This is a genomic window from Streptomyces sp. NPDC059452, assembly GCF_042750035.1.
Classification (GTDB): Bacteria; Actinomycetota; Actinomycetes; order Streptomycetales; family Streptomycetaceae; genus Streptomyces.
In genome coordinates, this window is the sequence record NZ_JBHYVE010000012.1 from 1 (window position 1) to 25,292 (window position 25,292).

Consider the following 25,292-nt stretch of genomic DNA (forward strand, 5'->3'; position numbering starts at 1 on the left):
ACCTCCCCCCCGACCGGCCCCCCCCCCCCCCGGCTCCGCCGGCCCCCCCCTCCCTCTGACCCCCCCCTAAAAACCCTCAAAACGCGGGGCCTGCCCCCCCCCCCCCCGGGGGCCCCACGGCCCTTTCCACTGCCCCCTGCACATCAATACATCTGACGGAAACTGCCGCTTCCTGCTGCCGCTCAGACTTCCCCTCAAGGAATCCCCAGGACCCTATTATCAAAGGCATGAAGATACTCCTGAGCGGGACCGCTTCGGATTCACACACCTGGAATCTCGTGTACCTCGGGCTCTTCCTGGAGGAGCTGGGGCACGAGGTCACCGGCCTGGGTCCCTGTGTGACCCCGGAGCTGCTGGTGGCCGCCTGCCGTCGGCACTCCCCCGATCTGGTGGTGCTCAGCAGTGTCAACGGCCACGGCTACCGCGACGGCCTCGCCGCCGTCCAGGGGCTGCGCGCGGAGACCGCGACGGCCGGACTGCCCGTGGTGATCGGCGGCAAGCTCGGCGTCGACGGCTGCCGCCAGGAGGCCGATGTCACCGCACTCCAGGAGGCCGGCTGCGACGCGGTCTTCGGCGACGGCGACCTCGACGCCCTGCGTGACTTCCTGGCCGCCCGCGACCGCGACCGGGTGGCGACATGAGCGCCGCCCCGCCGCCCTTCGGCTCCTTCGTCGCGGCGGGCGCCGCCGTCGGCCGCCTCGTCGTCCAGCCCCGCATGGGGTTCAGCGACCCCGGCGCGATGCGGGACGGCCTGGCCCGGACCAAGGCCGCGACCGCCACCACCGTCGGCACCCTGACCATCGACAGCTACACCCGGGTCGGCGATCTGACGGCGGCCCGGGCCGCCGTCGCCGAGGGCGCCCGGCTCAACGGCTACCCGATCGCCACCCACCCGAGGGCCGTCACCAGCTCCCTGCTCGACTCGGTGCTGGACGCCGGCTTCCCCGTACAGGTGCGCCACGGCTCCTCCCGGCCGGAAGCGATCATCCGCGCCCTCACGGCGGCGGGCCTCGACGCCACCGAGGGCGGCCCCGTCTCCTACTGCCTGCCCTACGGACGCACCCCGCTGCGGGAGTCCGTCGCGTCCTGGGCGCGCGGGTGCGAGCTGCTCGCCGGGAGCGCCCGCCCCGGTGGCGTACCGCATCTGGAGAGTTTCGGCGGCTGCCTGCTCGGCCAGCTCTGCCCGCCGGGGCTGCTCGTCGCCATGAGCGTCCTGGAGTGCGTGTTCTTCGCCCGGTACGGCCTGCGCAGCGTCTCCCTGAGCTACGCCCAGCAGACCGACCGGGAGCAGGACGAGGAGGCGGTACGCGCGTTGCGGCGGCTGGCCGGGGAGTTCCTGCCGGCGGGCGTCGACCACCATGTCGTGCTCTACACCTACATGGGTGTCTACCCCCGCACCGAGCAGGGGGCGACCCGGCTGCTGGAGTCGTCCGCCCGGCTCGCGGTGCGGGCCGGGGCCCGGCGGCTGCTCGTCAAGACGACGGCCGAGGCCCTGCGCATCCCCACCGTCGAGGAGAACATCCGGGCGCTGGAGACGGCGGCCGCGGCCGCCGCACTCGCCGGGAGCCCGCCGTCCCCAGGAACGGGGCTGGGCGGAGGACCGGGGGCGGACGCCGACAGCGAGGTGTACCAGGAGGCCCGGACGCTGGTGGAGACCGTCCTCGGCCTCCACTCCGATCCGTCCCGCGCACTGCTCACGGCGTTCGAACGCGGCCTGCTGGACGTCCCGTTCTGCCTCCACCCCGACAACGCGGGCCGCTCCCGCAGCTTCATCGACCCCGCGGGCCGACTCCGGTGGTCCCGTACCGGGTCGATGCCGATCCGTCCGGACGCGGGGGCCGATGCCACCACGCTCACCGCGTCCGGCCTGCTCACCGCCCTCAACCACGTAGCCGACCGCTACGACCGGGCGGCGGCGCCCCAGCCCGTCGGCTGACCCCGATGCCACCACCACCGCCAACTTCCCCCGTACCCCGGACACTTCGGGGCGCACCGAACAGGAGACCTGCCATGGACCAGACCCCGCGAACCGGCGGACCGGCCACCCCGCCCCCGCTCGGCGAACACCTCCGCTCGCCCCAGCTGCGCGCCGCCATGCTCGTCCAGCAGGAGGCCCTCCACGCGGCCCGGGACTATCTGCGCGGCCAGGGCTTCGTGGAGCTGCTGCCGCCGCTCGTCGGCCCGGTCACCGACCCCGGCGGCCGGGGCGCCAAGGCCCTGGACGTCGACTACTACGGCCACTCCTACAAGCTGATGACCAGCGCGATCCTCTACAAGCAGGCGTCGCTGCGCGGCTTCCCCAAGCTCTTCTACATCGCCCCCAACGTCCGGGTCGAGCCCGAGGAGACCGCCACCACCGGCCGCCATCTGGTCGAGTTCCACCAGATCGACGTGGAGATCGCGGAGGCGAGCCGCGAGGACGCGCAGGAGATCGCCGCCGGTCTCCTGACCCACGTCACCGAGCAGGTGTTCACGGCGATCCCCGGTGTACTGGCCGAACTCGGCCGCGAGGAGGCCGGCTTCGCCGACGTACGCAGCGGGAAGTACGACGTGTGCACGCACCATGAGGCGGTCTCCCGGCTGCTGGCCTCCGGCCACCCGCAGAACCCCGACGGCGAGATCGACTGGGCCGGTGAGCGCCTGCTCTCCCTGGAGAGCGACCGGCCGTTCTTCATCAACGACTACCCCAAGGGCTCCCGCGGCTTCTACGACCGGGAGGACCCCGAAAACCCCGGCGTCCTGCGCAACTTCGACCTGATCGCCCCGCACGGCTACGGCGAGATCGTCTCCGGCAGCGAGCGCGAGTCCGACTACGCAACCATCGTCACGCGGATGCGGGAGAGCGGGGAGAACCCCGCGAAGTACGCCTGGTACCTCAAGGAGGCCCGCGAGGGCATCCCCGCCAGCGCCGGTTTCGGCATGGGCCTCCAGCGCCTCGTCCGCTTCCTCACCGGCCTGGACGCCGTATGGCAGGTCAGCGCCTACCCGAAGCTCCCCGGGGTGATGGCCCCGTGAGCGCCCTCGCCGCACCGGGCTTCCCCGAGGCCCGGATCCGCGCCCGCGCCCGCAACGGGACCGCCGAGGTCTTCCCCGCCCCTGACGCGTACGGGACGGAGCTCTTCGGCCCGGAGGCGTACGGTACGGGCTCGGGATCCGGTCACTACCCCGGTCCCGATTACGGCTCCAGCCCCGGCCACGGCTCGGGCTCCAGCTCCAACCACGACCACAGCTCCGGCTCCGGCTCCGGCTCCGGCTCCGGCGACAGCCTCGACCGGGCCCGGATCGTTCCGCCGGTCTTCACCCCCGAGCGGCTCGAAAAGCTCATCGACCTCGCCCGCGAGCCGGAGTTCACGGACGTCGACCTCACCACCCGGGTCGGCGGCTTCGCCTCGCGGCTCCCGCTGTATCTCTCCGCCTTCGGCTCCACCCGGGCGGGCAGCGGCGACCTGGCCGTCCACGCCACCCGGCAGGCCGCCCGGCTCGGCATCCCCATGGTCATCGGGGAGAACATGATCCCCGTCCACGGCTACCGCCGGGCCGGTGACGCCGGGCGCTCCGCGCTTCTCGGCCGGATCGAGGCCTACCTCGACGCCGTGCCCGACGGAGTCGGTGGGATCGTCGTCCAGCAGTCCACCGAGGACGCCGACTCCGAGGTCTGGAACCTCCTCTACAGCGACCCCTCCCTGCGCCCGCTCCTGGAGACCGGCCGCCTCGCCTTCGAGCTGAAGACGGGTCAGGGCGCCAAGCCCGGGCTGGGCGGCATGACCGTCGTCGGCGGCGCCGAGGCGGAACAGCTCGCCCGGCGTTTCACCGTACGGAAGGTCTTCGACGGGCCGGGAGAACGCCAACTGCGCTGTGCCACCCCCGGCACCTTCACGGACGAGATCCTCCGCCAGCAACTGCGCTTCATGCGGAACAACTTCCCCCGGGCCGGTACCTGGGTGAAGTTCCATCCCGGCCGTGACATCGCGGACGCCGCGCGGACCGCCTGGGCCGCCGGGGCCGAGGCGGTGACCGTGGACGGGGCGGAGGGCGGCACCGGCTACGCCCCCCGGGTCTTCCTGGACCAGGTCGGCCTGCCGCTCGCCGAATGCCTGCGCCGCATCGGCCGCCCCGGCGGCTGCCTCCTCGCCAGCGGCGGTATGTGGGAGGGCGGCCGGGCCCTGCGCGCCCTCGCCCTCGGCGCCGGAGCCGTCGGTCTGGGCCGCGCCGCCCTGATCGCCGTGGACGAGGACCCCGAGCACGGCCTGGAGCGCCTCGTCGATGCCCTCGCCCTCGAACTGCGGCTGCTCATCAGCGCGCTGGGCAAGTACGAAGCCCTCGCGCTCGGCCCCGAGGACCTCTGGTGGCCGGACGCACCGGCTCAGCGGCCCGCGCCCGATCCGCTGGGAGCGGTGCGGTGAGCGTCGGCCGCAGGGGGCGCCAGGAGGATCGCGGGGGCCGTGGGGAGCACGGGGATCGTAGGGCGACCGCCGGGCGTCGTGGGGGTCGTGGGGGTCGTGGGGGTCGTGCGCCGGGTGCCGGCCGCCGTGGAGGTCGTGCGGGAGCCGCCGCCCGCCGAGGAAACCGTACGGTGAGCGCCGCCCGGCGCCCTCCCGGAGTACGTGCCCCGGCCGCCCGCCACCGACACCTCGCGAACTGCACCGTCCACGCCCGCTTCTCCCTCTCCGACATCCCCCGGATCAGTGTGGCCGCCGCCCCCGACGAGGGCTCCGCGGCCATGGCCCGGGCCGCCGCCGTACGGGCCCTCGCCGAGGCCGGGCGCGGCTACCTCGGTGGCCGCGTCGAAGTGCGCACGCACGGCGGGACCGCCCGCTGCCGCTCCGTGCGCCGGGCCGCCGACCGTGCGGTGGCCCTCGCCGTCGCGGCGAGCCTGCGCGGCGACGCGACCGGCGTACGGATCCGGGTCCGCACGCATCCACTCGCCTGACCCGGCTCCGCCTGCCCGCAGGCCCGCGCCGACCCGCCGTACCTCGCCCGGCCCGGCCCGGCCCGCAGCCCCGGATACCCGCAGACCCTCCGTACGCCACCGTCCCTCACCTCACCTCACCTCACCGCACCTCATCGCACCCCGCCCTGTCCCGCCCTCGACCGACTCCGCAGAAGGCCGACCCCATGGAACCGAGCTCCACCCCCAGCACACCGGCCGACGCCGGTCCCGGCGTCGACTGGCCCCGTATCAACAGCCTCGTCGTGGGCCAGGCCGCCGTACAGGCAGGCAGCTTCGCCCTGCTCATCGCCATGAGCTGGACCGCCATCCAGCTCGGCGGGCACGGCGCCGTCACCTTCGTCATCCTCGCCTCCACCCTCCCGCGCGCCCTGATGCTCCTGTTCGGCGGTGCGCTCACCGACGCCCTGGGCCCCCGGGTCCTGCTGCTACGCGCGACCTCCACCCGGGTCGCCGTCCTGGCGGCCGGGGCCCTGGTCACCGCGACCACGGACGCGCTGTGGCCGCTGATCGCCATCGCCGTCGTCGAGGGGTCGCTCCTCGGGCTCACCGGACCCGCGTCCGGCGTCCTGCTGACCCGGCTCGCCCCCGACGAACACCTCGGCCGTGCCAACTCCCTCTTCTCCATGGTGCTGCGCCTGGCTCCCATCGCGGGAACACCGCTCGGGGCGTGGCTCGTCACCGTCGGCGGTCTGCCCGCCGTCATGGTCCTGGCCGCCGTCGGCTGTGCCGTCTGGCTGGGTTGCGCCGCCCATGTCACCCACCGGATGGCACGCCCCGAGCGCCGCGCGTCCGGGCCCTCCGTACTGCGCCGGTCCGGCGACGGCTTCCGGCTGCTGGCCGCCCATCCCCGGCTGCTGTGGATGTTCGTGGCCTGCTTCTGCCTGGACCTGGCGTTCGCGTGGCCGGCCGAGGTCGCCCTGCCGCTCCAGGCCTCCGGCAAGGGCTGGGGCGTGGGCGCGGTGGCCCTGGTGCTCGCCGCCTTCAGCGTGGGGGCGCTGGCGTCCGCCGCGATCGGCGCGGCCCTGGCCCACCGCATCCCGGTCTTCCTCAAGCTGGTGGTGACCGGCACGGGACTGGCCGCCGGTATGGCCGCGATGGCGCTCATGCCCTCGCCCGGCACGCTCGCCGGAGTGGCCTGTGCCGTCGGCGTCTTCTCCGGCCTCAACGGGCCCGCGCTGGTGACGGCCTATCAGCAGGCCGTCCCCGAGGGCCGGATGGGTGCGGCGATGTCCATCCTCAGCCTGGCCACCATCGGCGCGGCCCCGCTGTCCCTCGCCCTGTTCAGCGCCGTCTCCCTGTACCTCGGCGTGACGGGGACCTGGCTGCTCTGCGCGGCGATCGCCTTCCTCTCCCCTCTCGCGGCGGCCATGGCGCTGCGGACCCCGGCAGGGAAGACGGCTGAACCCCGGGCGGAGGCCCGCCCCGTACCCGACACGACCACCACTCCTGTGTGAGGCCGACATGACCCCTGCGAGGCAGACATGACCCCACCCCTGGCGTCCCGCTCCCGGCCCGAATCCCCGGCGTGCGGCATCCGCCCCGACTCCCCGGCGGGCGGCATCCGCCCCGGCTCTGCGGCGGGCGGCATCCTGCTCCCCGATCCCCTCCCGCCCCTGACCTCGGCCCTGCCCCGGCAGCCCCGGCCCAGCCCGGCGCACCCGCACCTGTGGCTCGTCGCCACCGCCACCCACCAGGAGACCGTCACCCGCTACGCGCCCCTCGTCCTCGACCCGGCCGAACTCGCCCGCGCCGAGGAGTTCCGCCGCCCCGGCGACCGGGCCACCTACATGTGCGCCCACGTGGGGCTGCGCCGCCTGCTCGCCGCCCACCTCGGCATCGCCCCCCGCGCCGTTTCGGTGGCCCGGGCGCCCTGCCCCTGCTGCGGGGAGCCGCACGGCCGCCCGGTGCTTCCGGACGGGCGGCTGCACTTCTCGCTCTCGCACTGCGAGGGGCTGAGCCTGATCGCGGTCGCCGCCACCCCGGTCGGCGTGGACGTCGAGCCGGTGCCCCCACCGCAGACCGTCGCGGAGGCCGCCGATGTCCTCCACCCGCTGGAGTCGGCCGAACTCGCCGCGCTTCCCCCCGATGCGGGGGCCGCCGCCTTCGCCCGCGTATGGACCAGGAAGGAGGCCTACCTGAAGGGCACCGGCGTCGGCCTGGGCGCGGACCCGTCCGCCGAGTACGTCGGCTCCGGCCCGGTACCGTCCGCCCCCGCCGGCTGGCTCCTGACCGACGTGGCGGTCCCGGCCGGCCACCGCGCGGCCGTGGCGGTGCGGTGGTGAGGGGGTAAGGAGGTAAGGGGGAGATGGTGAGGTGTCTTCTCCGTATCCTTCGTCGGGGCCGTCCGGCTCCCCGGGCACGATCCCGACGAAGGAAAGGAACACACGCTCATGCCTCTTCGCGTCCTTGTCGTCGGCGGCGGGCTGATGGGAGCGGCCGCCGCCTGGCGGCTCTCGGCGCGCGGCCACCGGGTCACCGTGCTGGAACGTTTCGGTCCGGGGCACGACCGCGGCAGCTCGCACGGCTCCTCCCGGATCTTCCGGCTGGCGTACGCGGAGCCCTCGTACACGGAGCTGGCGCTCCGGGCGCTGCCCCTGTGGCGACGGCTGGAGGAGGAGAGCGGGCAGCCGGTCCTGACGCTCACCGGGGCCGTCGACCACGGGCTGCCCCGGGCGGTGGACAGGCTGGCCGACGTGCTCGCCGCGGCGGGCCGGTCCGCGCGGCGGCTCTCGCCCGGGGAGGTCGCCGACCGGTGGCCGGGGCTCCGGGCCGACACGGCCGCGCTGTACCACCCGGACGCAGGCCGGGTGCACGCCGACGACGCCGTGGCCGCGCTGCTGAAGGCGGCCGGACAGCGGGGCGCCGAGGTGCGGCACGGGGTGCGCGTGAAGGAAGTCCGGCGTACCGGGGGCGGGGTCACCGTGGTGACGGACGCCGACGAGGCGCTGACGGCGGACGCGGTGGTGGTCGCCGTGGGCGGCTGGGCGCCCGGTCTTCTGCCGGGCCTGGTGAGTGGCCTGCCGCCGATGCGGGTCACCCAGGAGCAGCCGGTGCACTTCCCGGTGCCGGACGCGGTGGAGTGGCCGTCGTTCATCCACCACCCGGGGGCCGGGTTCGGTCTGCCGGGCGGCGTGTACGGGCTGGGGAGCGTGGACGGCGTCAAGATCGGTCTGCACGGCGTCGGGCCGGTCGTGGACCCCGACCACCGCGACCGTACGCCGGACCCGGCGGCCGTCGATCGCCTCCGTGCCTACGCCGCGGAGTGGCTGCCCGGCATCGCCGGGACCGAGCCGGTGCCCCTCACCTGCCTCTACACCACAACGCCCGACGAGGACTTCGTCATCGACCGGCAGGGGCCGGTCACCGTGCTGGCGGGCTTCTCCGGGCACGGGTTCAAGTTCGGACCGGCCATCGGCGACCTGGCCGCCGACCTGGTCGAGGGGCGGCCGGGCACCGCCGCCCGGTTCGCCCTCGGTCGCCCGGCACCCGCGCGCTGAGCCGACCGGCAGGATCGACGGCGGCGCGCGACCCGAGGCAGGTCGCGCGCCGTGCCAGAGTTGCCGCTGTGCCGAAAGCGGCCGACCGGAGACCGGCTAGTCGCCCCGTGTGTCCCGCTCCGGCGGCAGACCCGCCTCCTCGCGGTCCTCCTCCAGGCGCTCGTCGAGCTTCTTCTCGTCCGGGCGCCGGGGCATTCCGCGGCTGTGGCCGGTGTCCGGGTCGCCCTCGACCTCTTCGTTGGACTTGTGGTGGTGGTGAGCCATCGGTCACTCCTTGTTCGTGGGGTTCGCGGCGTTCAAGTCGTTCGCAGCGTTCGTGTCGTTCGTGTCGTTCGTGTCGTTCGTGTCGTTCCTGCGGATCGTGCAGTGCAGGGAGTCGTCCTCCACGTCGGCGACGATCGTGTCGCCGGGTCCGGCCTCGCCGCCGAGGAGGAGGGAGGCGACGCGGTTGTCGAGTTCCGTCTGGATCGTGCGGCGCAACGGACGGGCGCCGAAGGCCGGTTGGTACCCGTGGGCCACGAGGAGCTTCTTCGCCGCTTCGGTGACGTCCAGCGTCAGGCCCTGTGCGTGGACGCGGTGCTTGCTGCGGTCCAGCAGGTGGTCGACGATCTCGGACAGGTCGTCCTCGGTGAGGCTGTGGAAGACGATGATGTCGTCGATGCGGTTGAGGAACTCGGGTAGGAACCGGCCCCGCAGATCCTCCATCAGCTCGTCCTTGAGCTCGGCGGCGTCACCCTCGTGGGCGAGGATGCGGTGGGCGCCGATGTTGGACGTCATGACGACGACGCAGTGGCGGAAGTCGACCGTACGGCCCTGTCCGTCCGTGAGGCGGCCGTCGTCGAGGATCTGGAGCAGCGTGTTGAAGACATCGGGGTGCGCCTTCTCCACCTCGTCGAAGAGCACCACGCTGTAGGGGCGGCGCCGCACCTTCTCCGTCAGCTGACCGGCCTCTTCGTAGCCGACGTAACCGGGCGGCGCGCCGACGAGCCGGGCGACCGTGTGCTTCTCCTGGAACTCGCTCATGTCGAACCGGATCATCCGGTCGTCGTCGCCGAACAGCAGCTCGGCCAGGGTCTTGGCCAGCTCGGTCTTGCCCACTCCGGTGGGCCCGAGGAAGAGGAACGAGCCGACGGGCCGGTCCGGGTCGCCCATGCCCGCGCGGTTGCGGCGTACGGCTTCGGAGACCGCGGTGACGGCCTCGTCCTGGCCGACGATCCGCGCGTGCATCTCCTCCTCCAGCCTGAGGAGCTTCTCCTTCTCGCCCGCGGTGAGCTGGGCGACCGGGATTCCCGTACGGCGGGAGACGATGTCGGCGATGTCGGAGGCCGTCACGGAGACGACGCCCTCCCGGCGCTCCTCGATGCCCGCGAGTTCGCCCTCGACCTCGGCGATCTGCTCCTTGAGCTCCTTGGCCCGCTCGAACTCCTCGGCGGCCACTGCCTGGTCCTTCTCCCGGCGCAGCTTCGCCAGGCGGTCCTCCCGGCTGACGACCTCGGTGGAGCGGTTCGCACTGCGCAGCCGTACGCGGGCACCGGCCTGGTCCATCAGGTCGATGGCCTTGTCGGGCAGGAAGCGGTCGGAGATGTAGCGGTCGGACAGCTCGGCCGCCGCCGTCAGCGCCCCGTCGGCGAACCGGACCTGGTGGTGGGCCTCGTACGCGTCCCGCAGCCCTTCGAGGATCTGTACGGTCTCCTCGACGGTGGGCTCCGGGATCAGGACGGGCTGGAAGCGGCGCTCCAGGGCGGCGTCCTTCTCGATGTGCTTGCGGTACTCGTCGATCGTGGTCGCGCCGACCACATGGAGCTCGCCGCGTGCGAGGGCGGGCTTGAGCATGTTGCCCGCGTCCATCGAACCCTCGCCCGTCGCACCCGCTCCGACGACCGTGTGGAGTTCGTCGATGAAGAGGATGATCTCGCCGTCGGACTCCTGGACGTCCTCGATGACCTTCTTGAGCCGCTCCTCGAACTGGCCGCGGTACTGGGCTCCGGCCACCATGCCGGACAGGTCCAGCGAGACGACCCGCTTGTCCTTCAGTGTGTCGGGCACCTCGCCCGCGACGATGCGCTGGGCAAGCCCCTCCACGATGGCGGTCTTGCCGACGCCGGGCTCACCGATGAGCACCGGGTTGTTCTTGGAGCGCCGCGACAGGATCTCGATGGTCTGCTCGATCTCCTCGGCCCGGCCGACCACGGGGTCGAGCCTGCCCGCCCTGGCCTCCTCGGTCAGGTCCCGGCCGAACTCGTCCAGGGTCGTGGACGGCTGCTTCACGGCTGCGGGGGCGGCGCCCTGTCCGCGTACCGCCCGGTCCGTCATGCCGCGCAGCTCGGGGACGTCCAGGTCCTGGGCGCGCAGGAACCGGGAGGCGCCGGAATCGGCATCGGCGAGGAGGGCACCGAGAATGTGCTCGGGCCCGATGTACGAGACCTCGGCCGCCTGCGACCTGGCATGGGCGAGGGCGAGGGTCCGTTTGGCCGCCGGGGTGAGGCCGGGCTCGGAGGACGGCTCCGCGGACTCCCGGGGCAGCACCTTCGCGATCCGCTCCCCCAGCTTCACGGGGTCGACCCCGGCCTGGGCGAGCAGTCTGCGGGTGGGCTCGACCTGGGTGGCGGCCCACAGGAGGTGCTCCGTATCGAGGTCGGGCGTACCGTCCTCGACCGCCCTGCCTGCGGCGGCGTCCAGAAGTTCACGCGAGGATTCCGTGAGGAGCCGGCCGATGGGCACGCGCTGCACGGCCGGTGGCGACGATGCCGGCGACATACCGAAGAAACGATTCAGCAGATCACTGAACGGATCGGGCGGACCGGAGGCAGAACCGAAAGCCATCGACATGCCAGCTCCTGATGAGCGAACGGAGGATCCCACCCACTCAAACCCGACGCTCCACACTCCGCAAACGGTACGGCCGACGGGGAGAGCCTGTACGTACGTGAGCCGTGGTAGCGCGGCCGCACCCTCCTCATGGCCGACCACCGCGACGGCAGCACAGTCCTGGGCGAGCACGCGCATGTTCCCTTACGGGTCACCCGAATGCCGCATTCCCCCAGGCGGAAGAGATCGTTGTGCGGGGTGCGACAAACGCAGGAAACGAGGAGCAGATGCACGAAGGAAGCATTCCGCTTGAGGACTTTCTCGACACCATGAACCGGTTGCAGGCCGACTTCGAACGACGCCTTGGAGGCATCGAGCGCAAGACGCCGCCCGCACCCCTGGCACACGCGCACACGCAGGAACGTTCCAGCGCATCGACGTGGGCGCCGGAGGACGGCTACCGCCCGCTCGGGATCGAGGCCATCTGGACCGCCGCACGCACATCGCCGGGTGAATGTTCAGACGGTCCGCGGGAACACCCCTCCGCCCACCGCTGGGGCGCTCCCGCCGACTAGCCACCTTGAGAAGAAACGTTCCCCTGACCCCACGCCCGCAGCAGGCCGGAGGCCACAGGTCAGTGGTCGTCCCAGTGCCCGTCGTGCTCGGAGTGCCGGTGGCCGTCATGGACATAGTCCACGTGGTCGCCGTGCGGGACGGCGACATGACCGCAGTCCTGGCCGTGCTGGTGGTCGTGGCCCTCGTGGACCGCGTGGCCGGACTTCGTGCATTCGTCCACATGGTCGCCGTGCACGCGGTGCAGATGGTCGTCGTGGACGTAGTCGACGTGGCCCTCGTGCGGGATCGCTACATGCCCGCACCCCGGAGCGTGCCGATGGGCGTGGCCGGAATGGGGGCGGTGCTCCGTAGTGGCGGACATCTGCGCGGCTCCTCTTCGACTGGGGCATGGCCGTCCCGGCCGGAGGCCGGGCACGCACACCTCGCGACTCATGGGTAATTTTATATCTTTTTGTCCAGTAATTCCGAGGGGAGCCGTGCGACCGGGTGAAGCACTGGCTCCCCAGGGTGCGCGGGAATCGGTCCACCCGAGGGCGAAGACGGTCGCCGGGGGTCACCGAGAATCACCGGGTGCGCCGTTCGTCTCTCGTGATCACGGCAACTCCCGTATCCAGATGCCGCGCCCGGGCCGATGCCCGCATGTCCATACGCTCGAATGCCCGCAGACGGTCAGCCCCCCGGTGCGTAGTGCTGCGGCAGCCCGCGCCGCCCCTCCGGCGGGAGGTTCCGGGCGGGCGTCTCCACCGGGCCCGTCGTCGGTCGGCCCCGCTCGCGGTCCCAGCCCGCACGGGCGCGCGGGTGGAAGCGGTGCCGCTCGGGAACGCACCGCCAGGCGTGGTGGACCGCCCACCCCAGCACCCGGAGCAGCCGTTCGTCGTGGGGCGTCCAGCGGAGCCCGAGGCGTTCGCGGACGGCCTGCGGATACATCCCCACCGTGAGCCACCGCATCAGCCGGACCATCGGGACGCGGACGACGGCCCACAGCGGCGACGGCAGCAGCCGCAGGAGGGGTGGCCGGGCGATACGGCGCATGTTCAGGACGTCCCGGGTCGGCCGGTTGTCCTCCAGGACGTCGGTGCACATGTGGTCCCAGTACCGCTGGAACTCCTCCCAGCTGTGGGGGACGGGTTTCATGGAGAGGCCGTACAGCGCGTACCAGCGGACGTGCTCGTCGAAGAGTGTGTGCCGCTGGGCTTCGGTGAGGCCGCCGCCGAAGCGCTCGGCCACCTGCACGGTCAGCATGAAGAACGTGGCGTGCGCCCAGTAGAACGTGTCCGGGGCGAGCGCGTGATAGGGGCGGCCCCGCTCGTCGACCCCGCTGATCGAGGCGTGGTAGCCGCGCACTTCGCGGGCCGTACGGGCGGCGAGCGGGCCGTCGTACACGACTCCGCCGATCGGGTACAGCGAGCGGAAGAGGCGTTCCCACCGCTCCTCGAAGAAGCGCGAGTGCTCGGCGACGCCCGCGCCCAGTCCGGGGTGCATGTTCTGCATCGACCCGGCCCAGGGGGCGAGGAGGAGGCCCCTCCAGTCGCCGAACCAGCGCCAGGTGAGGGAGTCGGGGCCGAGGGGTTCGACGGTTCCCGGGTCGGCCGGGGACGGTCCGTGGGCTGACGCTGTCACGTGTACCTCCGGTGAGGGATTCCGCTGCGAGGCCGCCGGGAGCAATCTGATGACACCCGTCCTCAAGTTAGGATGTGGGGACGGCTGTCGTCAATCGGGCCGACAGGAAAATGAACCCAATGGGGAACGGGGGCACCGGAGTTGGCGGAACGGAGCTGGGGCGGCACCAAGCTCGCCGATCGTCGCGCGGCCCGTCGGCAGGTCCTGCTGGACACCGCCGAGCGCCTGGCCGGCGAGGAGGGGTGCGCCGCTGTGACGGTCCGGTCCGTCTGCCGCCGAGCGCGCCTGACCGACCGCTATTTCTACGAGAGTTTCGCCGGGCGCGACGACCTGCTCCTCGCCGCCTTCGAGCGGGTCGCCGACGAGGCCAGGAGGGCCCTGGAGGAGGCCGTGGCGCTCAGCGACCCGCAGCTGGAGGTCCGGGCCCGGGCCGCTGTCTCCGCCTTCGTCGCCTTGGTCCTGGACGCGCCGCACAAGGGCCGCCTGCTGCTCCTGGAGCCCTTCGCCGACCCGGTTCTCGGGGCCCACAGCCACCGGGTCATGCCGGTGTTCACCGATCTCGTCGGCGGTCAGCTCTCCGGTACGGGGGACGGCATCGACCGCCGTATGGCCGCGCACGCCCTGGTCGGCAGCCTGGCGAACCTCTTCGCGGGGTGGCTGCGCGGCACCCTCGACGTACCCCGCGAACGGCTGGAGGCGCACTGCGTGGAGCTGGTGCTCGCGGCGACGTCACCCCGGGACCAGGCGATGCCACCCCGGGAGTAGACGACGTCACCCCGGGACCAGGCGATGCCACCCCGGGAGTGGACGACGTCACCTCGGGAGCAGACGTCACCCCAGGGGTGGCGGACCGCAGGTGACGGCCCAGCGGGTCGGGTCAGCCCACCAGCTCCGGCGCCCGCAGCATCGCGGACGGGATGCCCCACGCGTCGACGAGGCCGCCCGCGAGTGGCCGGACCTTGCGACAGAGGTCGTTCACCTCACGGGTGATCGCCTTGGAACGCTGGACGGTCAGGCGGCCGTGCTCCATGAACCACGCCCGGTCCGCCTCGATCGTCGACAGGGCGAAGAGGTCGCACAGCAGGCCCAGCGCGACTTTGTTGCCGCCCTCGGGCAGCGTACGCGTCTTCTCGACGAACGCCTCCAGCACCAGCCGCTCCACGTGGGCGTGGGCGACGGCGATGACGTGGTCCTGCACCTCGGAGAAGACGGCACCCGCATCGCGCTTCCGGTCGATCCCGCTCTTGAGCCTGCGGGCCACCCCGGCGAGCATGTGCTCCTCGCGGTAGCGGACCATGGCGAGCTGGTACTCCGAGTCGAGCAGGCCCGCTTCCTGGTCCCACTCGTCGCCGCCGGGCAGCAGATCCCGTACCCGTTCGAGCAGTTTGTGGGCCGACGTCTTCTCGATGACCGTCTCGACGGCGAGGTTGGTGACGTAGCGGACCATGCCGAGCTGGTCCAGGTCCTCGAACTCGCTCGCGTAGTCGGTGAGCAGGCCCTTGGCGACGAGCTGGAGCAGGACGTGGTTGTCGCCCTCGAAGGTGGTGAAGATGTCGCTGTCGGCCTTGAGGGCGGCGAACCGGTTGACGGCGAGATAGCCGGCGCCGCCGCACGCCTCGCGGCACTCCTGGATCGTCCGGGTGGCGTGCCAGGTGCCGAGCGCCTTGGTTCCGGCGGCCCGGGCCTCCAGCCTGCGCCGTCCCTGCGGGTCGTCCTCGGCGCCGGAGAAGACGTCGTGCAGCTGCGTACGTACGACGTCCTGGGCGAAGTGCAGCGCGTACGTACGGGCGATGAGCGGCAGCAGACGGCGCTGATGCAGTCCGTAGTCCAGGAGCAGTTGCTCCTCCCCCTGGGCGCTCGCCGCGAACTGGCGGCGCCGCAGGGCGTACTTGGTGGCGACGGCGAGGGCGACCTTGGCCGTGCTCACCCCGGCGCCACCAACGCTGACCCGGCCCTGGACCAGGGTGCCGAGCATGGTGAAGAAGCGGCGGTCGGGGTTGTCGATCGTGCTCTTGTAGACGCCTTCCGGGGTGACGTCGGCGAACCGGTTGAGCAGCGCCTCACGGGGGACCCGCACGCCGTCGAAGTGGATGCGCCCGTTGTCCACGCCGTTGAGGCCCATCTTGCGGCCGTCGTCCTCGATCCGGACGCCGGGCGCCGGCTCACCGCCGACCCGGATCGGCACGACGAACGCGTGCACGCCCTCGGACTCCCCGCCCACCTCCAACTGGGCGAAGACGACCGCCAGTTCGCCATGACGGGCCGCGTTGCCGATGTAGTCCTTGCGCGCCTGGTCGCCCTCGGTGGTGATGACGAACTCCCGCGCGGCGACGTCGTACCGCGCGACGGTGCCGAGCGCCTGCACATTCGAGCCGTGCCCGGTCTCGGTCATCGCGAAGCAGCCCATCAGCTCCCCGGTGATCAGGCGGGGCAGATAGGCGTCGTGGTGGCGTTCGGTGCCCAGGTGGAGGATCGCGCCACCGAAGAGCCCGAACTGCACGCCCACCTTGACCAGCACCGACAGATCACCGAAGGCGAGGGTCTCGAACGCGGCGATGGAGGCCCCGACATCACCGCCCCCGCCGTACCGCGTCGGGAAGCCCATGCCGGTCTGCCCCGTCGCCGCCATCTCGACCACGAGGTCGCGCACCCGCTCGCGGTACGCGCCGATGCCGAGCTCGTCGGCCTCGTCGAGGACGGAGGCGTACGTCACCAGGTTGGCGCGGACCAGGTCACGGACCTCGGCGTACTCGCCGTCCAGCAGCTCGGTCAGGGCCCGGACGTCGAGCTCCGGCTGCACGTATCCGTCGGGGGCGGTGGCTGTTCTGTCGGTGGTCATACCTTTTCGCTACCCCGTCCGGGAACGATCACGCGGTATCTCACGCCGCGCCGTCGGGTACCTCACGCGGACGGCGGCCGAATCGGCCCGGCCCGGACCGGCTCGGCCCAGCTCGGACCGGATGGCGGTCCCGGCCCGGAGCCGCCATCCGGTCCGGGCGCGGTAATCAAGGGGCCGCGCTCACCGCCGTCCTCACCAGCGCCCGTACCTGGCTCACGATGTCCGAGCGGTTGCGCTCGAAGTCCGGGTCGGTGACACCGCCCGTCGCCGGGTTCGCGTTCTCCGTGCCGAACTGCAGGACAGGCGTGTGCAGATGACCGCCCGGCAGCTCCGGCAGCCTCAGCCGGTCGCGGAGCAGGGTGGCCCGGTAGGCGATCTCGTTGGAGAGGTAGTCGCCGCCTCCCCCGGCCCGTGCGGTCGATCCGGGGGTGGGGCCGTCCGGCCTGGTCACCGGCTGGGTGGCGCCTGCGGGGATCTCGGTGACCTCGGTGTTGTCGTACACCGGGAAGCGGCCCGTGTCCGCTTCGGTGAGCCGGTGGTACGGGAGGGTGGTGGAGGTCCACTGCGGCTGCGATGCGGGGTCGGTGACGGGCACCACCCCCGTACGGGACAGGTTCTCGTTGTCGGGGAAGCCGCCGCGCCAGGCGCCGTTGGTGCGCTCCACGTCGAAACGGCCCGGGCGGCCCTGGCTGATGGTGGTGAAGGCGTCCAGGTGCGGCAGCTGCCGGGCGAGGGCCCGTTCGACGGCACCCTCGGCGAAGTCCGACCAGCGCACCGGGAAGACGACGGCCTCTATTCGGGCAAGCCCCTTGGCGGTCCGCACCAGGGTGCCGTCCAGGGCGAGCGCGCTCGCGCCCGAGGGGTTGCCGATCCGGACGTCCCGGTCCAGCGTGAACGGGTCGAAGCCGGTGACCAGGACCCGCTTCACCTGACGGCCCGGGTAGCGGATGTCCTCCTGGCCGCGCGAGGAGGTCTCCAGGGCGGTGTGCAGGGCCTTGCGCCGCCGGTCGTCCAGCCCGAACCGGGGCGTCCACTCCCGCAGTTCACGGCTGAGTGCGAGGCGGGCCCAGTACAGCGGGCGGTCATCGCCCCGGCTCAGGTCGCCCGTGGCGGGCCCCCTGCCCTGGGCGCGGTCCACGGCCCGCCGCCACAGCGCCGAGGCGTGGCGGGTCACCACCCGCTCCGTCTGCGCGTAACTGCGGGAGCCCTCCAGGGCGTGGGCGAAGCGTGGGGCGAGGGCGTCGAACCCACTGCGCCTCAGGATCTCCTGCGGGACGGCCCGGTCGAGGCGCTGCTCCTCGACGGTGGGCTGCGCGATGCTGCTGCGGCCGGTGTCGGCGGGGGACGCGGTGGCGGGCAGGGTGGAGCCCGCGAGGACGAGGACGAGCGTCACACCGCCCAGGCCGAGCCGGGTGAGTGCGGGGAACTGGTGCGTCACGTAAGCCCTTTCGAGGGATTCGGCGGATCCGGCGGATTCGGCGGAACGGTCGGTCGCAGTATCGCGGTGCCACAGGAGCCGACGCCATGGGGCCTGGACTCCGCCGGTACGCCGGGCGGGGGCGACGCCTCTCCCCCGCCCGGGCGCGCATGACGGCCCTCGTCACGCACCCGCGGCCGCGCGGACGGTGGAGACAGGAGCGGCAGCCCTGCGCAACGACAGGGCGAAGGCGCAGCTCGCGACGGTGAGGACGGCGATCGGCGGAGGGGGCAGCAGGAGGACCGCTGTCGCCAGGACGGCGAGGGAGACCGCCAGGGCGATCCATCCGAAGGCGGTGCGGCGCCGGACGAGTTCAGGGGCGTGGCGGACGGCGGCGAGGATGAGCAGTCCGCAGGTGATGCTGAAGAGCGCCATCGCGATGCTCATGCCGGTGGTGACGTCAAGGACGGTGCGTTCCAGGCCGAGCAGGGCGAACGTGGACTCCCGCATCGCCGTGTCGGCTGCATGCTGCTCCGGTGTCCGGTCGGCCGAGGCCGCCACGGCGGAGAGGGCGAGGTGGCCGACTCCCAGGAGGACGAACCCGTAGGCGCCCGCCTTGAAGGGACGCACGGAGTCCGCCCGGGAGGTGGGGCCGGATATGACCGAGCTGTTCATGGTTGCTCCTTGATGTGGACGGACGGGTGTGTGGCCGGGCCGGGTCAGGAAGGGGGCTGCCAGCCGAGGACTGTGTCCAAGGCCCTCGCCGTGACCGCCCACGGAGTGGCCCTTACGGCAAGGTTCCGCACGGACACGGCAAGGGGGTGGGAGAGCCGGGCGAGTTCACCGATGCGCCGGGAGCGGCGGCTGATACGGGTGGTGCGCGGGTGCCGGGCCTCCGAGTAGGCGGCGAGCGCGGCCGGTACGTCGTCGGCGCCGCCGCCCGCGAGGAGGTGCGCCAGGACGACCGCGTCCTCGATGGCCTGACAACCGCCCTGGCCCAGGTTGGGCGTCATCGCGTGGGCAGCGTCACCGAGGAGGGCCACCCGGCCGGAGTGGAACCGGGGCAGGGGCGAGGCCAGTTCATGGAAGTCGTGGTGGAGTACGGCGACGGGTTCGGGGTTCCGCCGATCCAGCCGGTCCAACAGCGCGGGTATCGGATCGTGCCACGCGCCGAAGCGCCGGGTCAGCTCCGCGTGGTGGTCGGCCGGATCCGCGCCGCGGTAGGCGGGAGCCGCACCCGGGCCGGTGACGGCGCGGTCAGCCGACTTCGTACCCGGGCCGGTGACGGCGGTGGCGTAGATGTAGATCCGGCCGTCGACGAGGGGGACCAAGCCGAACCGCTCCCCCCGGCCCCAGGTCTCGGCCGCCGAGCGGGCAGGCAGGCCGACGCCGGACAGCACCGCCCGCCAACCGGCCTCCCCGGCGTGCCGGAGACCGGGGTGCCGGGGGAAGAGCTGTCCGCGGAGCACGCTGCGCATGCCGTCGGCCGCCACGACGACGTCGGCGCGCAGCTCGCCCGCCGACGTACGGACGACGACCGTGCCCCCGGCGTCCTGCACACCGCTCACCGGCACACCGAGGCGTACGACGCCCGGCGGCAGGGCGGCGGCAAGGGCGTCGATCAGGAAGCCGCGGTGCACGGCAAGCGTGGGGAGCCCGTAGCGGGAGGACGTGCCACCGGCTCCGGTCCGGCTCAGCCAGGCGCCGTCGGGCGTACGCACTCCGACCTGGGCGGGCAGGGCGCCACCCACCCACACCTCCGGGCCCAGGCCGATCGAGTCCAGGGCGCGCAGGGCGTTGGGGGCGAGGACGATACCGGCGCCGATCCCCGTAAGGGCGGGAGCCCGTTCGCAGACGGTCACGCGCCATCCGCGGCGGCTCAGGGCCACTGCGGCGGTCAGCCCCCCGATACCGCCCCCGGCCACGACAGCATGACGAACACCCATAAAGACCGCCTCCTTCGCTCACCCGCACACCACCTCTACACCTGTAGAGGTCAACGCTCCGCACTCTACACCTGTAGAGTGCAGGTGTGTCCCCTCCTGATCGCCGAGACCTGATCGCCGACGCCGCCATCGGCACGGTGGCCTCCGCCGGCCTGCGCGGCCTGACCCATCGCGCGGTCGACACCGCCGCGGGGCTGCCGGCGGGCAGCACGTCGTACTACTTCCGTACGCGGAGCGCTCTGATCAGCGCCTGCTACCTCCGCCTGGCCGAACTCACGGTCGCCGACGTGGACCGGTGGGAAGCGGATCACGGCGACCCGGACCCGGACTCCGCCGCAGAGGCGCTGGCCGCTCTGCTGCACCACTGGCTGACCGAGGGCCGGGACCGTCAGCTCGCCCGCTTCGAGCTCAGCCTGGAGGCGACCCGCCGCCCGGAGCTGCGCGCCGACCTGGAGACCGCCGGCCTCGCCGCGCGTTCCAGGGCCGCCGCCCTGCTGGCCGCGCTCGGCGCGCCCCGTCCGGCAGAGGCGGCGGACCTGCTCGTCGCCTGGACCGACGGCCTGCTGTACGACCGGCTCGCCGGGGCACCGGCTGCGAGCCGCCCGGCGCCCGATGCGGCCGAACTGACCCCGGTCGTCCGGCGGATGCTCGCCGCCGTGCTCGCCATCTGAAACGCGAGGTCCACCGGACGGGCCCGGCGCGCCTACGCCGAACCGGACTTTCGCGAGGGCAGGGATCCGTCCGTGCCAGGCCCCCGGCGAGCCGGGACCCACGGCTTCCGTCGCGGAGCGAGCGCGTTGCGGGTGCGGCGGCGGAAGACCAGGAACCCGGCCGCCGCCGCGCCGCTGAGCCAGAGGCACTGGATCACGAGGCCCCGGACGGCCGACGCGTCGGAGAAGGCCGCGGACATACTGGCCTGCACCGCTCCGTACGTCGGCAGGAAGCGCACGACGGCGCTGTCCGATCCGGAGCTGGAGAGGGGATTCTGCAGGGCGACATCGAGAATGCTGATCATCAGGATGGCGAACATGCCCTCCACCTCCCGGCGGAGCACCGATCCGAAGACCACGCCGAGCGCGCCGTAGGTCAGAGCCGCGCAGAACAGCGCGGCGGCGAGCAGGAGGGGCTGTCGCGGCGGCCAGGAGACCCCGACGGTGACCGTGGCGTACGCGGCGATGGCGCCGCAGACCAGCGTGAGCGCGGAAAGCTTGGCGAGGACGAGGTGATAGCGGGGATAGCCCGCCATCGCGAGGCGGCGGTCGAACGCGCCTCCCGTGAAGGTGGCCGCGAACATCATGAACCCGGCGATCAGGGTGACCGCGTTCAGCGCACCGGTGATCTGGGTGAGGTGGTTGCCGGGCGGGGTCAGGACCTCACCGGTCGCCCGCAGCCGGAACGGGGCCGGCTCGCCGGGAATGGTCACATAGGCAAGGGCGATCCAGACGGGGATGTACACGACCACCAGCAGCATCGCGAACCGGTTGCGGGCGTGCCCGATCAGCGCGTACCGGGACGCCGTGGCGAACAGGGACCAGTGCCGCCTCATACCGTCGCCTCCGTACGCCGTTCCTGACGGTGGAGGCGGCCGTTCGCCAGGCGCCAGAGGACGTCCAGCCGGTCGATGTCGTACGCGAGGTGCGAGACGACCAGCACCGAGCGCCCGGCGTCGCGCAATCTCGCCGCCAGCTCCCAGAAGCGCAGATACGTCTCCCAGTCGAAGCCCTGGTAGGGCTCGTCCAGCAGGAGTACGTCCGGATCGTGCATGAGCGCCAGGGTCAGGTTGAGCTTCTGCCGGGAGCCCCCGCTGAGCAGGCCCGCACGCTGGTCGAGGTACTCGGTGAAGGCCAGGGTCTCCATCACCTCCTCGGCCCGCCGCAGGTCCGCGAGTCCGAACGCCCTTTTGAAGAAGTCGAGATGCTGTCGGACGGTGAAGGAGTCGTCCAGGACCACGGACTGCGGGCAGTAGCCGAACCGGCCGGTGTGGCGCACCGAACCGCGGTCCGGCCGCAGTTCACCGGAGAGGATCTTCAGCAGCGTCGTCTTGCCCGCCCCGTTCTCGCCGACGATCCCGGCGAGGGTGCCGGGCCGTAACCGCAGGTCGACGCCCCGGAGAACGGCGCGCTGCCGGTAGGAGTGGTGTACATCTGTGACGTCCATCGCGTTGCTCCGTCGTGCCAGGTCTTCCCTATGGGCCCGGGTCGGCTCACACCGGCTTCGAGCTCTCCGCCAGTTCGCCCACGGCCTGCTCCCACAGCTCCGGCAGCAGTTCTCCGAGGGGGAGGGCGCGGTCGGCGACGAAGGAGACCTCGGCCCAGTCGCCGAAGAACGACAGCCCCACCGCGAAGAGATGCCCCGGCACGAGCAGGGGCAGCAGAGCGGTTCCCGTCACCTGCGTCTCCCCCAGGCTCCCCTTGTCGGCGAGCGGCATGGAGGTGGCCATGACGTTGGTGACGCGCGGGGAGAGCATCCTTCGCAGGTACCAATCGGTGGGCCTGTCCGGCATGAAGCGGACCAGGTCCGAAATGGCCTGCCGCCAGGTCTCGCCCCGCACCTTGCGGGTCGTCGCCATGACGTGATCCAGTCCTCGCAGGGACGCCTCCTTGTCCCGGGAACCGTCCGGGTGTTCCGGGGCGGTCCGCACCGGCAGCTTCAGCGGCAGGGCGAAGCAGCGGTTCCCCCAGGTCTGTTCGTCGTCGGCTCGTCGTGCGTCGACGGGCAGCACGGCCGTCACCCGGGGAAGCGGGACGCCGGAGCGGGCCGACCAGACCGACAAGGCCCCGGCGAGCGCGGCCAGATGCACGTCGTGGGCCGAGCCGTCGCGCGCGGCGCCGATCCGGCGGAGGGTCTCCACCGGTACACGGCCCCGCCACAGCCGCCGCTCACCGGAGGGGGTGAAGGCGGCGTGCGGACGGAGACCGCGCACGGCGAGCGTGACGGCCACGGACCTCGTCGCCAGCCCGACGGCCACGCCCACGCGCCGGAGCGCCCCGGCCCGGCGGCTCCGGTCCGGCACCGGGCGCGCCGACGGCTCCCCCTCGCCCAGCATGGCCCGGAAGGTCACGGCGGCGGCCGCCCCGTCCTGGCAGGCGTGGCGGAAGCGGTAGCAGACGGCGTACGCGTCGGGTTCGTGGCCGTGGATCAGCCAGACCCCCCAGAAGGCGCCGGGAGCGAACGGGGCGTTGAGCGCGGTGTGCAGGGCGGAGTCCCAGGCGGCGGGTCCGTCGGCGACCACCTCGTGCACCTGCCGGTCGACGGCGAAGTCCGCGTCCGGCTGCCACCGGGGCCTCCGGCCGCCCTCCACCCGGCTCGTGAGCAGGGGCAGCCCGCCGAGGCGGAAGCCCACGTACGCGCGAAGGTCCGTCAGGGTCGGGGGCGGCCCGCTGAGGTACGCGACGCCACCCGCGTCCCAGCGGATGTCGGGCCGACGGCGCTCCAGCTTGAGGAAGGCCCGGTCGACCGCGTGGGTGGGGTGGCCGGGCGACGGAACGGACCGGCGGGCACGGTCAGGGCGGCCGGAGGGGGCAGGGCCGTCGGGCGGAGCGGACAGGGTGGTCTGCTCGGAATCGGACATGAGGTTACGGGCTCCAATGCGGGCCGGGAGCGGTCGCGTTGACGGCAGATAGGGACGGAAGGACGCGAACGGGCAACAGGAGAACGGGCAAACAAGCAAACAGACGAACGGGCTGTGGGGCGAACGGCACGAGGCCACCGGCACTCGGCACCCGGCAGCCCGCCCGCCCCGGCCGACCGCAGCACATCGCTGCCCCGACCGGCCGACCATCAGGATGACCACCGACCGGAACGGACGCGCCCGGCCTCCGCGCCCCACCCCGGCCTCAACAGCCGGATTTCCACCGGCCGCGCGGCGGTCCGGACGCATCCGCCCCCGCACCTCTGCGGCTCCTGGTTCCCGTGCCCTGACGGGGTCCTCCGCACCGCGCACCCGTGGCCGCCGACTGCCTGACGGCCGTGGGGGAACCGGCCCGGAACCCCTGCCGACGGGTTCCCTCGAAAGGAGGACGGGGCGCCGGTCACCGCCGTCCGGAGCTCCGGCTGCCGCACGGGCCCGGGCGGCTTGTCCTGCGGCGGATTCCCCCGGACCGGACGGACGCGCACCGGCCACGGTGTGCCCTACTTCGTTCGGGTGAGCAGGAGGAATCGGCAGCCTCGGACCGTCCGCCTTCTGCCATTGTGTGCCGTGCGCCGGAGATCACCGGGGCCGAAGGGCCCGAGGCCCCCCTTCCGTACGGGGCGTCGGAGAACCGGCGAGCACCAGCCGCACCGGACCGGCCGCACGAGCCGGACCGTGCGCGGTGCGACCGCCGGTGAAGATCCGCCACGCAAGGACGGCCTCCGGGCCTCCCGTTCTCCCTTCTCCCGCACCCGGTCCCGGTGCCGCCGCAACGTCGGCACCCCGCCTCCGCTCTCCCCCTGCCTCTGGAGCCACGCCCGTGCACGTCGCCCTCACCGGCGCCACCGGATTTCTCGGACTGCGCCTGTTACGTCGTCTGCTCGACACACACCGGTCGGTGACGGTCCTGGCCCACGCCGGGTCGGAGAACGCCCTGCACCGCATCGCCCGGTTCTTCGAACTGACGGGCTCCCCACAGGCGTTCACCGCCACGCTCCCCCGTCGGCTGCGCGTGGTGGAGACCGATCTGACACTGCCGCGACTGGGCCTGCCCGGACGGGCGTTCCAGACACTGGCCGACAGCCTCGGCACGATCTGGCACAGTGCGGGCAGCATCAACCTCGAAGGCGACCTCCCCGAGCTGCGCCGCACCAACGTCGAAGGGACCCGGCACGTACTGGAGCTCGCGACCGCGGGCCGCCGGAGGCCCGTGGTCCACCACGTCAGCACCGCGTTCGTGGCGGGCGGGCGGCGCACGGGAGTGGCGTACGAGGACGAGCTGGACGACACCGACGGGTTCGAGAACGCCTACGAGCGGTCCAAGTACGAGGCGGAGCTGCTGGTACACGCGTGGTCCCGGGAACACCGCCGCCCGGCCCTGGTCCTGCGGCCGAGCATCCTGGTCACGGACGTTCCGCCGCACCACGGGCTTCCTTCGCACCCGCTGCTGGTCATCGAGCGGATCCTGCGTGACGCGCGACGCGCCGCCGACCCCCACGGCCCCGACCCCCTCGGCCCTGGTCCGGACGTTCCCGGTCCGGACGGTCGCCCCCGCGTCCGGACGGTGGGGCATCCGCACGCCCGGCTGAACCTGTTGCCGGTGGAGCACGCGGCCGAGGTCATGGTGGCGCTGGCCGGTCTGACGGCCTCGGGCGGGGTCGACACGTACCACGTCGTCCATGACCGCGATGTGCCCGTACCGACGGTCGTGGCCCTCCTCGAACGGCTGGTCCCGGTCTCGATCGACCTGGTCACCGCCAAGCCGGACGACCCGTCCGCGCTGGAAGCGCTGCTGGACTTCTACCCGGGGGTCACGGCCTACCTGGCCCATCGTCGGCGGTTCGACGACACCCGGGTCAGAACCCGGCTCGGTCCGTCGGCGGCCTGCGCCCCGGTGAGCCTCGACTACCTGTGGTCCGGGCTGGCTCCCCCGGCGGACAGGACCCTCGCCCGATCGCCGGACGGCTCCCCGACCGCCCTCCCGACCGCCCCGTGAACCCCGCACGC

23 protein-coding genes are annotated in these 25,292 nt (G+C 72.8%); 12 read left to right on the forward strand and 11 right to left on the reverse strand.

What is annotated here, in order from left to right:
* Positions 1–227 precede the first annotated feature (227 nt).
* The 8 genes from ACFW9Z_RS17535 to ACFW9Z_RS17570 all read left to right on the forward strand — a co-directional run bounded on the left by ACFW9Z_RS17535 (position 228) and on the right by ACFW9Z_RS17570 (position 8,448).
* The gene (locus ACFW9Z_RS17535; RefSeq protein WP_384641138.1) at positions 228–641 is read left to right on the forward strand and encodes a cobalamin B12-binding domain-containing protein; all 414 of its coding nucleotides are present in this window, start codon (positions 228–230) and stop codon (positions 639–641) included.
* Positions 638–1,936 carry a methylaspartate mutase gene (locus ACFW9Z_RS17540; RefSeq protein WP_384641141.1) on the forward strand — a complete coding sequence of 433 codons (1,299 nt, stop codon included), beginning with the start codon at positions 638–640 and terminating at the stop codon, positions 1,934–1,936. The genes ACFW9Z_RS17535 and ACFW9Z_RS17540 overlap by 4 nt, the downstream gene beginning before the upstream one ends.
* A gap of 74 nt (positions 1,937–2,010) precedes the next feature.
* Positions 2,011–3,015, forward strand: coding sequence for an asparagine synthetase A (locus tag ACFW9Z_RS17545; protein WP_384641144.1), 1,005 nt, complete (start codon positions 2,011–2,013; stop codon positions 3,013–3,015).
* The gene (locus ACFW9Z_RS17550) at positions 3,012–4,403 is read left to right on the forward strand and encodes a glutamate synthase-related protein (RefSeq protein ID WP_384641147.1); all 1,392 of its coding nucleotides are present in this window, start codon (positions 3,012–3,014) and stop codon (positions 4,401–4,403) included. Before ACFW9Z_RS17545 ends, ACFW9Z_RS17550 begins: the two co-directional genes overlap by 4 nt.
* Positions 4,404–4,573: 170 nt before the next feature.
* On the forward strand, positions 4,574–4,930 hold the full coding sequence (locus ACFW9Z_RS17555; protein WP_384641150.1) for a hypothetical protein: 357 nt from the start codon (positions 4,574–4,576) through the stop codon (positions 4,928–4,930).
* 185 nt (positions 4,931–5,115) lie between these two features.
* Entirely contained in the window at positions 5,116–6,405 is a 1,290-nt protein-coding gene (locus ACFW9Z_RS17560; protein ID WP_384641153.1) for an MFS transporter, read from the forward strand.
* 27 nt (positions 6,406–6,432) lie between these two features.
* Positions 6,433–7,233: a 4'-phosphopantetheinyl transferase family protein gene (locus ACFW9Z_RS17565; RefSeq protein ID WP_384641156.1), complete on the forward strand. Its 801-nt coding sequence runs from the start codon at positions 6,433–6,435 to the stop codon at positions 7,231–7,233.
* A 108-nt stretch (positions 7,234–7,341) separates the two neighbouring features.
* On the forward strand, positions 7,342–8,448 hold the full coding sequence (locus tag ACFW9Z_RS17570) for an FAD-dependent oxidoreductase (RefSeq protein ID WP_384641159.1): 1,107 nt from the start codon (positions 7,342–7,344) through the stop codon (positions 8,446–8,448).
* Positions 8,449–8,544: 96 nt separating this feature from the next.
* Here the strand turns inward: ACFW9Z_RS17570 and ACFW9Z_RS17575 are convergent, their stop codons facing one another.
* Both ACFW9Z_RS17575 and ACFW9Z_RS17580 read right to left on the reverse strand, forming a co-directional pair.
* Positions 8,545–8,712 (reverse strand): hypothetical protein, encoded by a 168-nt coding sequence (locus ACFW9Z_RS17575; protein WP_384641161.1) that lies wholly within the window; start codon positions 8,710–8,712, stop codon positions 8,545–8,547.
* A 3-nt stretch (positions 8,713–8,715) separates the two neighbouring features.
* On the reverse strand, positions 8,716–11,277 hold the full coding sequence (locus ACFW9Z_RS17580) for an ATP-dependent Clp protease ATP-binding subunit (RefSeq protein WP_384641164.1): 2,562 nt from the start codon (positions 11,275–11,277) through the stop codon (positions 8,716–8,718).
* Between the two features lie 266 nt (positions 11,278–11,543).
* On the opposite strand from ACFW9Z_RS17580, the gene ACFW9Z_RS17585 reads away from it, so the two are divergent.
* Positions 11,544–11,831, forward strand: a complete 288-nt coding sequence (locus ACFW9Z_RS17585; RefSeq protein WP_384641167.1) for a hypothetical protein — start codon at positions 11,544–11,546, stop codon at positions 11,829–11,831.
* A gap of 59 nt (positions 11,832–11,890) precedes the next feature.
* Here the strand turns inward: ACFW9Z_RS17585 and ACFW9Z_RS17590 are convergent, their stop codons facing one another.
* Together ACFW9Z_RS17590 and ACFW9Z_RS17595 are read right to left on the reverse strand one after the other, a co-directional pair.
* Positions 11,891–12,193, reverse strand: coding sequence for a hypothetical protein (locus ACFW9Z_RS17590; RefSeq protein ID WP_384641170.1), 303 nt, complete (start codon positions 12,191–12,193; stop codon positions 11,891–11,893).
* A gap of 308 nt (positions 12,194–12,501) precedes the next feature.
* A complete protein-coding gene (locus ACFW9Z_RS17595; protein ID WP_384641172.1) occupies positions 12,502–13,452 on the reverse strand; it encodes an oxygenase MpaB family protein in 951 nt (316 codons plus the stop codon).
* 141 nt (positions 13,453–13,593) lie between these two features.
* On the opposite strand from ACFW9Z_RS17595, the gene ACFW9Z_RS17600 reads away from it, so the two are divergent.
* The gene (locus ACFW9Z_RS17600; RefSeq protein ID WP_384641175.1) at positions 13,594–14,217 is read left to right on the forward strand and encodes a TetR/AcrR family transcriptional regulator; all 624 of its coding nucleotides are present in this window, start codon (positions 13,594–13,596) and stop codon (positions 14,215–14,217) included.
* A 112-nt stretch (positions 14,218–14,329) separates the two neighbouring features.
* Here ACFW9Z_RS17600 and ACFW9Z_RS17605 read toward each other — a convergent pair whose 3' ends face one another.
* From ACFW9Z_RS17605 to ACFW9Z_RS17620, 4 genes are all read right to left on the reverse strand, one after another.
* The gene (locus ACFW9Z_RS17605) at positions 14,330–16,291 is read right to left on the reverse strand and encodes an acyl-CoA dehydrogenase family protein (protein WP_384641178.1); all 1,962 of its coding nucleotides are present in this window, start codon (positions 16,289–16,291) and stop codon (positions 14,330–14,332) included.
* 166 nt (positions 16,292–16,457) lie between these two features.
* A complete protein-coding gene (locus ACFW9Z_RS17610) occupies positions 16,458–17,729 on the reverse strand; it encodes a pyroglutamyl peptidase (RefSeq protein WP_384641181.1) in 1,272 nt (423 codons plus the stop codon).
* A 162-nt stretch (positions 17,730–17,891) separates the two neighbouring features.
* Positions 17,892–18,383 (reverse strand): hypothetical protein, encoded by a 492-nt coding sequence (locus ACFW9Z_RS17615; protein ID WP_384641184.1) that lies wholly within the window; start codon positions 18,381–18,383, stop codon positions 17,892–17,894.
* 44 nt (positions 18,384–18,427) lie between these two features.
* Complete coding sequence (locus ACFW9Z_RS17620; RefSeq protein WP_384641187.1) at positions 18,428–19,654, reverse strand: FAD-dependent monooxygenase; 1,227 nt, start codon at positions 19,652–19,654, stop codon at positions 18,428–18,430.
* An 86-nt stretch (positions 19,655–19,740) separates the two neighbouring features.
* Here ACFW9Z_RS17620 and ACFW9Z_RS17625 point away from each other — a divergent pair, with 86 nt between their 5' ends.
* Entirely contained in the window at positions 19,741–20,325 is a 585-nt protein-coding gene (locus ACFW9Z_RS17625) for a TetR/AcrR family transcriptional regulator (RefSeq protein ID WP_384641190.1), read from the forward strand.
* Positions 20,326–20,357: 32 nt separating this feature from the next.
* Here ACFW9Z_RS17625 and ACFW9Z_RS17630 read toward each other — a convergent pair whose 3' ends face one another.
* From ACFW9Z_RS17630 to ACFW9Z_RS17640, 3 genes are read right to left on the reverse strand one after another with little or no spacing between them, the layout of a single operon-like run.
* Complete coding sequence (locus tag ACFW9Z_RS17630; RefSeq protein WP_384641193.1) at positions 20,358–21,200, reverse strand: ABC transporter permease; 843 nt, start codon at positions 21,198–21,200, stop codon at positions 20,358–20,360.
* A complete protein-coding gene (locus ACFW9Z_RS17635; RefSeq protein WP_384641196.1) occupies positions 21,197–21,811 on the reverse strand; it encodes an ABC transporter ATP-binding protein in 615 nt (204 codons plus the stop codon). Before ACFW9Z_RS17635 ends, ACFW9Z_RS17630 begins: the two co-directional genes overlap by 4 nt.
* 46 nt (positions 21,812–21,857) lie before the next feature.
* Positions 21,858–23,201: a hypothetical protein gene (locus tag ACFW9Z_RS17640; RefSeq protein WP_384641635.1), complete on the reverse strand. Its 1,344-nt coding sequence runs from the start codon at positions 23,199–23,201 to the stop codon at positions 21,858–21,860.
* A 904-nt stretch (positions 23,202–24,105) separates the two neighbouring features.
* Here ACFW9Z_RS17640 and ACFW9Z_RS17645 point away from each other — a divergent pair.
* The gene (locus ACFW9Z_RS17645; RefSeq protein WP_384641199.1) at positions 24,106–25,281 is read left to right on the forward strand and encodes an SDR family oxidoreductase; all 1,176 of its coding nucleotides are present in this window, start codon (positions 24,106–24,108) and stop codon (positions 25,279–25,281) included.
* Positions 25,282–25,292: the final 11 nt, after the last annotated feature.